This is a genomic window from Planktothrix sp., from assembly GCF_046067725.1.
Classification (GTDB): domain Bacteria; phylum Cyanobacteriota; class Cyanobacteriia; order Cyanobacteriales; family Microcoleaceae; genus Planktothrix.
Genome location: NZ_JBJUDF010000292.1, coordinates 17,153 through 27,890 on the forward strand (window position 1 = coordinate 17,153; position 10,738 = coordinate 27,890).

Genomic DNA, 10,738 nt, shown 5'->3' on the forward strand with positions numbered 1-10,738 from the left:
AAATAATGATTGAATTCCATAGGAAAGATTTAATATTCATCAAAATTTTACCCAGGGAAACCCTTTGTCCAACTTCCTAAACATCTACGGTCAAGGGTGATCCTGGGGGTTACTATTGGTCGAGTTGATCAACCTCTAGCTGTAATTTTTTGTTTATTGTAACTATTTTTATAAAAAAGTTTATTTAAAATGATATATTTAATTAAAAAAAATTGTGAAGCTTATTTTAGTCTAATAAAATTAGAATATTGTTTTTTTGAGTTTTAAAGCTTTAATTTATAGCCCTATTTATTAAATTAAGCCCTTTATTTTCTGGGGCAGTTATGTCAATAATGGCTGTATCAAACAAAAAGACCTACTGCTCTAGCAGTCAACAGTCAACCGTTTTTAATAAAAACCGATAAGGAGATGTCAGCGTGAAACTAGCAGTCTACGGTAAAGGCGGAATTGGTAAATCAACCACAAGCTGTAATATTTCTGCGGCTTTAGCGAAACGGGGTAAAAAAGTTCTGCAAATTGGCTGCGATCCCAAACACGACAGCACCTTTACCCTAACCGGATTTTTAATTCCCACCATTATTGATACCTTGCAAGAAAAAGACTATCACTACGAAGATATTTGGCCAGAAGATGTGATTTATAAAGGCTATGGCGGTGTGGATTGCGTCGAAGCAGGTGGCCCTCCTGCCGGGGCGGGATGTGGCGGTTACGTTGTCGGAGAAACCGTTAAACTGCTCAAAGAACTTAACGCCTTTGACGAATACGATGTGATTCTGTTTGACGTCTTAGGAGACGTGGTTTGTGGCGGGTTTGCAGCACCCCTCAACTATGCCGACTATTGCGTCATTGTCACCGATAACGGCTTTGATGCCTTATTTGCAGCCAACCGCATCGCCGCGTCAGTTCGGGAAAAAGCCCGCACCCATCCTTTACGATTAGCCGGACTAATTGGCAACCGCACCGCCAAACGAGATTTAATTGAAAAATATATCGAATCGGTTCCCATGCCCGTCTTAGAAGTGTTACCCTTAATAGAGGACATTCGGGTGTCTCGTGTTAAAGGAAAAACATTGTTTGAGATGGCTGAAAGTGATCCATCTCTCAACTACGTCTGCGATTATTATTTGAATATTGCCGATCAACTCCTGTCCCAACCGGAAGGTGTGGTTCCCCAAGATGCCCCAGATCGGGAATTATTCTCATTGTTATCCGACTTTTACCTCAATCCGACTCAACCCCTTGTTCAAAGTCAGCAAGATGAGCTAGACCTGATGATGGTTTAATATGTCTAGCTATCTCAGGATGAGGATATAGAGGTTATGGCTTTCTTCAAAGACTTTACCACCGCGCTTAAAGATAAGTGGTTGCAATATTACCAAGCCAATCGAGAGTGGCTGGTACTGCAAATGGATTTGAATTCAATACCGACCCCAGACGGGGGTCGAAGACCTGCCTCCTCCCTCATTTTGGGAACGATCAACGCCCTTGACCCAGAGGCAGCCCAACTGATGTTGCCTTTTTCTAAACTCAATCCAGACCCCGAAAAACTGATTGATGTTTTAGGACTCAATTTTGACCCGGATATGGCATTGGGCTTTAGGTCTACCCCAGACCAACCTGCAACAGCAGTCGCTCCAGCTTATCAAGTTCCGACTCCGGTTTCTGCTACCCCCGGTTATCATCCCACCCCGGAAGTACAACCCACTGCAACTCAGGCTGTCCCTGGATATCATCCTCCCGTTGTACCCGAAGAGGTGGCTGTACAACAACCCAATGTTGCAGCTATGGCCGTCGCTGCTGCTGCTACTGCTGCTGTTGTCGGAGGGGCTGCGGTGATTCCAGATATCCTTGAGGACTCCGCGCCACTTGATCTCGACGAAGAAGAAATCACCATTGATGAAATATCAATGGACGATGATTTGGACATGGAGGTCGAGACAGGTGATATGGCCGATGATCTCGATGGGGATCTGAGTTTAGATATCGACACAGAGGCGACTGACGTAGCCGAGGAAGACCTGGATCTAGGGTGGGATGATGAATCAGAATCGGCAGATGTCGATGACCTGGATATGGGCTTAGATGCCGATGAGATGGGTTCTGATGACCTGGATATGGGCTTAGATGCCGATGAGATGGGTTCTGATGACCTGGATATGGGCTTAGATGTCGAAGCAGAATCAGCCGGATTAGACATTGATACCGAATCTGATGTCTGGGAGGATGAGGTTCACACACAACCCGGCGAAGAGACAGAATCCAGCAATGATATTGATTTTGGTTTAGAGTCCTCCGATGACCTGGACGCTGATGCTCTCGACGATCTAGGGTTAGGGTCGGAAGTTCTAGCCGCTGATGACCTGGATGGGGATATTAATTTAGATTTAGAAGCGGATGATTTGGGTTCCGATGATCTAGGAGGGTTGGACTCAACAGATACAGATTCGGATCTGGATGATAATCTGGGTGATTTCGGGTTAGAAGATAATTCTTCCGATGGACTCGATCTCGATATTGGGGATAATTTAGACGATTTAGGATTAGGGGATGATGATTTTTCATCCGATGATTTAGGGGATTTTAATCTCGACGATATGGGTGATTTAACAACTGGAGACATGGACGATATTGATATCGACGGATTAACAGGTTCTTCAGATGATGATGAAATTTCTCTGTCGGATTTTAAATAATTTCCCCGGTTAGTTCCCTAATTCTTAATCGAGCTTAGACTTTGAATCCATTGGATTCTAAGTCAGGGGTACTTTTGTCTAATTTTAGTTAGAAAACATTCGATTAAGAGGAAAACATTATGACCGTTGCTCAACCACAACCGGAAGCGTTAACTTTTGAGTGTGAAACCGGAAATTATCACACCTTTTGTCCCATTAGTTGTGTCGCTTGGTTATACCAAAAAATTGAAGATAGTTTCTTTTTGGTGATTGGCACAAAAACCTGCGGCTATTTCCTACAAAATGCCATGGGGGTGATGATTTTTGCAGAACCCCGTTATGCAATGGCGGAATTAGAAGAAGGGGATATTTCCGCTAAACTCAATGATTATGATGAATTAAAGCGGTTGTGTTTACAAATTAAACGCGATCGCAATCCCAGTGTAATTGTTTGGATCGGCACTTGCACCACTGAAATTATTAAAATGGATTTGGAAGGATTAGCGCCGAAATTAGAAGCAGAAATTGGGATTCCGATTGTGGTAGCACGGGCTAATGGTTTAGATTATGCTTTTACTCAAGGGGAAGATACGGTATTAGCCGCAATGGCAGCCCGTTGTCCTGATAAAGCTCCAGTGGCAGAAACGGATAAAAATGAACGGAATGCCATTCAAAAGTTATTGCATTTTGGCAGACAAAAAGAGGATGTTGCTCAAGAAGAATCAGAATATGCCAACCATCCCCCGTTAGTTTTATTTGGATCTTTACCTGATCCGGTTGTTACCAATTTAACCTTAGAATTAAAGAAACAGGGTATTAAAGTTTCGGGGTGGTTACCAGCAAAACGTTATACAGAATTACCTGTATTAGAAGAAGGGTATTATGTCGCTGGAGTGAATCCCTTTTTATCTCGAACTGCCACAACTTTAATGCGGCGTCGTAAGTGTAAATTAATTGGTGCACCGTTCCCCATTGGCCCCGATGGAACCCGTGCTTGGATTGAAAAAATTTGTTCTGTTTTTAATATTGAACCCAAGGGTTTAGATGAACGGGAAGCACAAATTTGGGCAGGTTTGGAAGATTATATCCAGTTAATTCGGGGTAAATCGGTATTTTTCATGGGGGATAATTTATTAGAAGTTTCCTTAGCGAGATTTTTAATTCGTTGCGGGATGACTTGCCCAGAAATTGGCATTCCTTACATGGATAAACGCTATCAAGAAGCGGAGTTAAAACTGTTAGAAAAAACCTGTCAGGAGATGGGTGTTCCGTTACCGAGAATTGTGGAAAAACCGGATAATTACAATCAAATTCAACGAATTTATGAGTTAAAACCGGATTTAGTCATTACCGGAATGGCTCACGCTAACCCCTTAGAAGCACGGGGAATTAATACAAAATGGTCAGTAGAGTTTACCTTTGCTCAAACTCACGGGTTCACGAACGCACGGGATATTCTGGAGTTAGTAACTCGTCCGTTACGTCGAAATAATAGTCTCAAGGATTTAGGTTGGGATAAGTTAGTTAAGGAAGACGCGAAGGTTTAATTGCTTTAGACAATGGATTAGTATAATAAAAAGGGTGATCGAATGCGATCGCCCTCTTTGTTGTTTATAATAAAAATATTCATAATCTTAAAAAAATAGATCAATTATGACAAATTCGCAAAATGAGCAATTAGAATTAAAAACTGAAAAAGATGGTATTGAGTATCAGACGGATATTGATTTAGAAGATTTTGATGATGACAATATAATTGAAGCAGATGATGAAGGAATTAATGAACCATTTGATCCAACTAAAATTAGAGTTGATACTCGACAAATGACGATTGATTTAGTGCTTTCAAGGATTAATCATGGAGAGATTGATCTTGCACCTTCTTTTCAGCGTTCAGATATTTGGACGGATAAAGCTCAGAGTAAGTTAATAGAGTCTATTCTTCTGCGTATTCCCTTACCTTCGTTTTATATGGATGCGACTGATGATGATCGATGGGTAGTTATTGATGGACGACAGCGATTAACAGCACTAAAAAAGTTTATTTTAAATAAAGAACTAAAATTAACTGATGAATTAGATTATCTAACTGATATTCAAGAAAAAACTTACGATGAACTACCTCGTAAGTATCAACGTCGCTTACTTGAGACTCAACTAACAATTTATGTTGTTGAAGAAGGTACTCCTCCATCTGTAAAATATAATATATTTAGACGTATCAATACAGGAGGAGTACCTCTTTCCCCTCAAGAAACTCGCAACGCATTAAACCAAGGAAAAGCTACAAAAATTTTATCTAAATTAGCTAACATGAAAGAATTTAAAAAAGTTACCAATCTTGACAAATCTCGAAAAAAGAAGAGAATGATAGATCAGGAGTTTGTGTTAGGATTTTTGGCTTTTAAAATTAATAATTATCAAAGTTACTATCAATCTAAAAGTAGAGATGATTTTTTTCATAAAACAATGGAAGAAATTAATCAATCTTTATCTGAAGATCAATTAAAAGAAATTGTAGATAGTTTTAAGCGTTCAATGATAGCAGCATACGATATTTTTGGTGATACTGCATTTAGAAAAATTTCCAATCAAAATGGAAGAAGATATCCTGTTAATGAAGCCTTGTTTGAAGCCTGGTCTGTAAATCTTAGTAAACTTGATGATACCGAATTACACATTCTTAAAAAAAGAAAAGAGGAGTTAAAACAAAAATTTAGTTATTTAGTTGATAATGATAAGGAATTTTTAAAATCTATTTCTCAAGCGGGTGAAAAAGTATCTTTGAGATTTAGTACAGTAGAAAGGATTATTCAAGAGGTGTTAGCATCATGAGTTCAGCTAGTATGATGAGTTCAATTCATCTTAAAAATTTTAAATGTTTTGCTGATCAATTTATTAATTTAGGAGCATTGACTCTGCTTTCTGGTTTGAATAGTTCAGGAAAATCTTCGTTATTGCAATCATTACTATTACTACGCCAATCTTATCAACAAGGTTTGTTACCAGGATCAGGATTAGCATTGAATGGTGATTTAGTGTGTATAGGAACAGCAAAAGATGCTTTATTCGAGGATGCAGAAGAAGACGTAATTAATTTTACAATTACTTGGAATAATAAGCTACAAGGAACGTGGTGTTTTAATTATGATGAAGAGGCGGATGTTCTCGATTTAACTTCACCTGAAGTAGCTTCTGAAGTTTATAAATCAAATCTTTTTCGGGATAATTTTCACTATTTACAAGCTGAACGAATTGGCCCTCGTACTTATTTAGAAAAGTCAGATTTTCAGGTACGGATGCACAATCAAATCGGAACTAGCGGTGAATATACAGCACATTTCCTTGCACTTTATCGGGATAAAATGATTCCTAATGGTGAACTTAGTCACCCGTCAGCAGAATCATTAAAACTAGGATTTCAAGTTGAAGCCTGGATGGGAGAAATTAGCCCAGGAACACGTATTACAATTAATGATAATCCACAACTAGATTTAGTAAGTTTAGAATACTCTTATGGACTAAGTAATTTATATCGTGCGACTAATGTAGGTTTTGGGATTAGTTATGCGTTGCCTATTATAGTTGCTGTATTATCCTCTAAACCACGAACACTCATTTTAATAGAAAACCCAGAAGCCCATCTTCATCCTAAAGGACAATCCAAAATGGGTCAACTGTTAGCACTTGCAGCAAGTTGTGGAGTTCAAGTTGTTGTAGAAACCCATAGCGATCATGTTTTAAATGGAGTTCGTTTAGCAGTTCATGATGGTAAAATTAAACCTGAAGATGTTCAATTAAACTACTTTCAACGGATAGACGAGCATGGACAATTAATCACAGAAATAATATCCCCAAAAATTGATAAAAATGGACGAATTAATAAATGGCCCACTGGTTTTTTTGACCAAACTCAGAAAGATTTAATCCAATTAATGTAATGAATTTCTTAATTAACGAATTATCTTTTATTGGGCAAGCTACAAATATTTATGATGCTGACACCCTGATGAAAGCTTTAGCAGAGGTTATCAAGGCAATTGCACCCATTCAAGCAAATGATTATATTTATGTACATGAATTATTTTCAAATTGCCAAATTGCAGACAACTATACAGTAAAAAATTGGGTATATGACAAATCATTTTCTAATGATCAAGCGCAAGCAGTATTATTGATCCAATTATTTACAAATGGGCCTTTTATATTGGATTTTTTAAAGCAAGAGCTTGAATATTGGGAATGTGAATTTAATAATCAAGATTGCTGTGAAAGCTCACTAGCTGGTGCAGCATACTTACAAGGAATTTTGATTAGTTTACAGCAAGCACCTGATTTTTCGAGCGAATTGATCAATGTCTTGTTCAAGCTGGATGAAAATCCTTCAGAGATTATAGAGATTTATAATTTAACAAATGCTGACCAAGTTAAAAATATACCGGGACATTATTTACCTCCAAATCCACAAAGAGAAATATATGATGGCAATGATTTATGGAATCGTAAAGATCAGTTATTTTCACATTTACAATTTTGTAAAACAGGTACTAAACAATTGCGTATACTTGGTTCAGGAGAGACTAAATTAAAATGGGTTTTAAAAACTTTAGACCAACTGGAAGAATATACAGAAATTTGGATTAGTCAAGGGTGCAAAGAATTTAGTTTAGAAGGATATGATCTTGAGGTTTCTGGAGAAAGTCAAGAAACACTTAACAATAAAAAATATAGGAAACAAAGAACTTTTATCTGTCCTGATGGAAAAGAACGTTTATTTGATCAACATATTAAGCTGAGATCGTGTAATTGGAGAATTCATTTTTTTGTAGATTATCAAGCAAAAATAGTAATTATTGGTTATATAGGTGAGCATCTTCCTACAGTCAAATATCCTACTTAAATAGTTAAATAGTGTCATCCTACTGAACTTAATAATACATTGAATCAAAATTACTCAACTTTAACTAAAAACTCATATTCAAAGCCTTTATAATTAGAATCTAGTTGTAACGTATATTCTCCGGTTAAGGGAAGTTTATTAGAAAAAACTTTTGTATCGGGTGTAATACCTAGATTATCTGTTAATAATTCACCATTAGGACTCATTACCATTGGGAAGACAGATTTATAATTCTCAATCGTTAAGGTTTGACCTGTAATGGCTGTAAATTTATAACTGTGACTTCCTCCCCCAATAATTTTTCCCTGAACTAAGGCTGCATTTCCACCGGGTAAAAACTCAATATTTTTTTCCACTATTGAACAACTGCTCTCGGTGCGACTTTTAGCAATCCATCCACTCACAGGATTATTAATTTTAAACCATCCGTTTTTTTCTTCAATTACAAAAACAAAGGTATTATTATTCAATTGACCGACAATATTACCCTCTGTTACTTCCGGTGTTGAACGAACGTTCAACGGTGCATCGGGATCTTTGACAACCGCCATGCTAATTTTGCAACCCTCCACAGGAGGTTTAATGATAGCGATAGGAGGTGTTTCCGATGGTGGTGATGTGTTGGGAACGGATGCGGGAACCGAGGTAATGGGGGGTTCAGAAGGTCGGGGAGACTGGGTTTGAGGTGGGGGGGACGATTTCGAGGAGGGAGACTGAACGGTCATCACAGCAATTGTGACTCCAGCAATTACCCCGACCGCACCTGCTATGATCAGTTGACTAGGTTTAATGGACATATCGGTTAACCTCGTTTGTTGCGAATCGCGATCGCATATTCCTTGAGGAATATCTTTGATAGAATGGCTGAGTTTACAGATTTTAATATAATTTTTCAGAAGATCCCAATAAAATTTAACAACTGGATTTTCTAGGGATATACTAATTGTATTTTATAATAAAAATAAATAATCTAAACCCCTTAAAAAGCAAGGGTTTCAAAAACTGAACATATTAAAATGTAGATAACTATCTACACCAAAAACCGAATTATTCGGTTTTTGGTGTGGCTTACAAATCAGGCAAATGGATCTCTTCAGCAATATAGCTGGCGTAATAAGTAAACATAGTTTCCAATGAATGGCCAGTTACTTGAACGATTTGTGTAGGCTTCCATCCCTCCTGAAGTCGATGGCAGACAAAAGTGTGTCTACAGGAATAGGGCTTTCTGTAGCGCACATTGGCTTCTTCCAAAATCTTGATCCAGGCTAGACGGAAAGTTTCTGTTTCAATCGGAGTACCAAAGACAAAATCACTGTCTCGTGGCAAGGATTGTATTTCTAACGAAAAAGCTAGAGGCAGGGAAAATGTTCTAGGTTTTCCTCCTTTTTTTAAAGGTTTAATTTTTCCTTGTGTCCACTGGCGAGAGATTGTAACCGTTGAGCAATCTCCTGATAAATCATTCCACTGCAAGCCTAATCCCTCTCCAATTCGACACCCTGAAATAAATAAAAATTTAATAAAACTTCTATATTGAAAGGGTGCAGCTTTTAGGATTTGCTGAATTTCCGCTTTAGAAAATGGATCAATTTTTTTGCTTTCAATTTCAAACTTGATTTTGAATGGATTCTTCCTTTCTATGAATCCTCCTGAAATAGCCCAATCCCAAGCTGCTGATAAAGCGAAAAAATAAGTTTTTATTGTTTTCATTTTTAGGTTTTTGCCCTTTAAAAATGAAATCAGGTTGTAAACTTCATTTTCGGAAATCTTCTCAGGAGTTAGTTCTAAAATTCCCGATTTTTTTATAGTGTTTATTCGGCAGCTATAAGATTTGATACTGCGTGGGTCGAGATGTTGCTTAGTTGCTTTTATCCACTGTCTGCATAAATCCTCCAAATTAATTTGCTTTCTGGAAATAACTGACTGAATCTTATATTTTGAAAGGGAATAATCAAAATTACCTTTTTCAGAATCCTCTTCCATCTGTAACGCTATTCTTTTGGCGGTTCTCAAACCTTCGGAATTATTCTCGCAGCCTGGATAGAGGATTTTATATTTATCGCCTTCTTTCCAACGAAGGCGGAGCCATTTTTTATCGACTCCGACGCTAACTTTTATCATGTTAGCTATCCTCCTCAATGTTATACACCTCAATTAATTCGGGGTATTTATCAACAGCTTCTGCCATAAGAGATTCAGTGGAACCCCCATAAATCTTGCATAGCCACTGAAACTGTTTGAAATCCTTAGAGTTAATGATCTGCCGAACTAATTTGGCGATATCCTCAACCATAGCGAGGTGGTAATCTCCAATTCTTACGTCGTTGCGGCTGATTAATTTTCTCCGATGTGATTGCCACATTCCCCGAACCATTTTCGTTAATTGGTAGGGATTGCCTTTCTGGTCAAACAGAACATCACCCGCTTTCAATTTGTCGAAGTCTACCGATCGCGCATCGATGATCGGTTCCTGTTCTTTGACGGGTTTTACGATCGGTTGCGGGGTATTTTGTAAAGTTTCGTTACAGACACCTAAATCGGCGTGTATAATTTGTAACGCCTCTTTTTTGTCGTTTTTCGGCTGTAATCCTTGCTGTGTAGGAGTTTCAGGAAAATCGTTAACCGATCGATCCGATCGAAGCGATCGTAAATTTGCGATCGGTTCCTGACTGGCTTCTGGTGGGAGTTTCGGACTACCGATCGAAGCGATCGCGCTATTTTGAAAAATTTTTGTTTTTGGATTTTCTGATTTTTCCTCTGCGATCGGTCGATCGGTTCGATCGCTTAATTTCAACTCTCCCACAAAGTACCAGTTAGCCCGCGAACCGGGTTTCTGTTGCTTGCTAATTAAGCCGCGCCGACTCAGAAATCCTAAGTCCCGCCGTAGGGGGTCAGAGGCATACCCTAAAATTTCTGCTAATTCCTGAACTTCAAAGGGTGTGCCAGCGTGGCTACGGAAAAACCCTATGATGCTTCGCTCTCTTTGGCTGTAGTTTTCAATTTGCTCTTCACCGTCAACATCCAGAAGCATTCCTTTAATGTGCCAGCCCCAAGTATTCGGGTCGTACTCTAACTGGTAGCGTCCCGGTTCACGGCTGCGGGTTTTTTCAATGGTTAAAATTCGTCGGCAGTCGCGCGGGTCATCGTCAACTGATTCCAGTTTCCAAAC

9 protein-coding genes are annotated in these 10,738 nt (G+C 38.5%); 6 read left to right on the plus strand and 3 right to left on the minus strand.

What is annotated here, in order from left to right; all coding sequences use genetic code 11:
- Nucleotides 1-416 precede the first annotated feature (416 nt).
- The 6 genes from bchL (at nucleotide 417) to ACKPEB_RS18140 (ending at nucleotide 7,572) form a co-directional block, all read left to right on the plus strand.
- On the plus strand, nucleotides 417-1,283 hold the full coding sequence (gene bchL, locus ACKPEB_RS18115) for a ferredoxin:protochlorophyllide reductase (ATP-dependent) iron-sulfur ATP-binding protein (protein WP_408966363.1): 867 nt from the start codon (nucleotides 417-419) through the stop codon (nucleotides 1,281-1,283).
- 36 nt (nucleotides 1,284-1,319) lie between these two features.
- Complete coding sequence (locus tag ACKPEB_RS18120) at nucleotides 1,320-2,693, plus strand: DUF5331 domain-containing protein (protein WP_408966364.1); 1,374 nt, start codon at nucleotides 1,320-1,322, stop codon at nucleotides 2,691-2,693.
- Nucleotides 2,694-2,812: 119 nt separating this feature from the next.
- The gene (locus tag ACKPEB_RS18125) at nucleotides 2,813-4,219 is read left to right on the plus strand and encodes a ferredoxin:protochlorophyllide reductase (ATP-dependent) subunit N (RefSeq protein WP_408966365.1); all 1,407 of its coding nucleotides are present in this window, start codon (nucleotides 2,813-2,815) and stop codon (nucleotides 4,217-4,219) included.
- A gap of 106 nt (nucleotides 4,220-4,325) precedes the next feature.
- Nucleotides 4,326-5,507: a DUF262 domain-containing protein gene (locus ACKPEB_RS18130; RefSeq protein WP_408966366.1), complete on the plus strand. Its 1,182-nt coding sequence runs from the start codon at nucleotides 4,326-4,328 to the stop codon at nucleotides 5,505-5,507.
- An 11-nt stretch (nucleotides 5,508-5,518) separates the two neighbouring features.
- Nucleotides 5,519-6,613, plus strand: coding sequence for an AAA family ATPase (locus tag ACKPEB_RS18135; protein WP_408967641.1), 1,095 nt, complete (start codon nucleotides 5,519-5,521; stop codon nucleotides 6,611-6,613).
- Nucleotides 6,613-7,572, plus strand: a complete 960-nt coding sequence (locus tag ACKPEB_RS18140; protein WP_408966368.1) for a hypothetical protein — start codon at nucleotides 6,613-6,615, stop codon at nucleotides 7,570-7,572. Before ACKPEB_RS18135 ends, ACKPEB_RS18140 begins: the two co-directional genes overlap by 1 nt.
- Before the next feature lie 50 nt (nucleotides 7,573-7,622).
- On the opposite strand, the gene ACKPEB_RS18145 is transcribed toward ACKPEB_RS18140, so the two are convergent.
- From ACKPEB_RS18145 to ACKPEB_RS18155, 3 genes are all read right to left on the minus strand, one after another.
- Entirely contained in the window at nucleotides 7,623-8,369 is a 747-nt protein-coding gene (locus ACKPEB_RS18145) for an SH3 domain-containing protein (protein ID WP_408966369.1), read from the minus strand.
- 271 nt (nucleotides 8,370-8,640) lie between these two features.
- Nucleotides 8,641-9,690: a tyrosine-type recombinase/integrase gene (locus tag ACKPEB_RS18150; protein ID WP_408966370.1), complete on the minus strand. Its 1,050-nt coding sequence runs from the start codon at nucleotides 9,688-9,690 to the stop codon at nucleotides 8,641-8,643.
- Between the two features lies 1 nt (nucleotide 9,691).
- The coding region (locus ACKPEB_RS18155) for a hypothetical protein (protein WP_408966371.1) at nucleotides 9,692-10,738 on the minus strand (1,047 nt) is incomplete at its 5' end.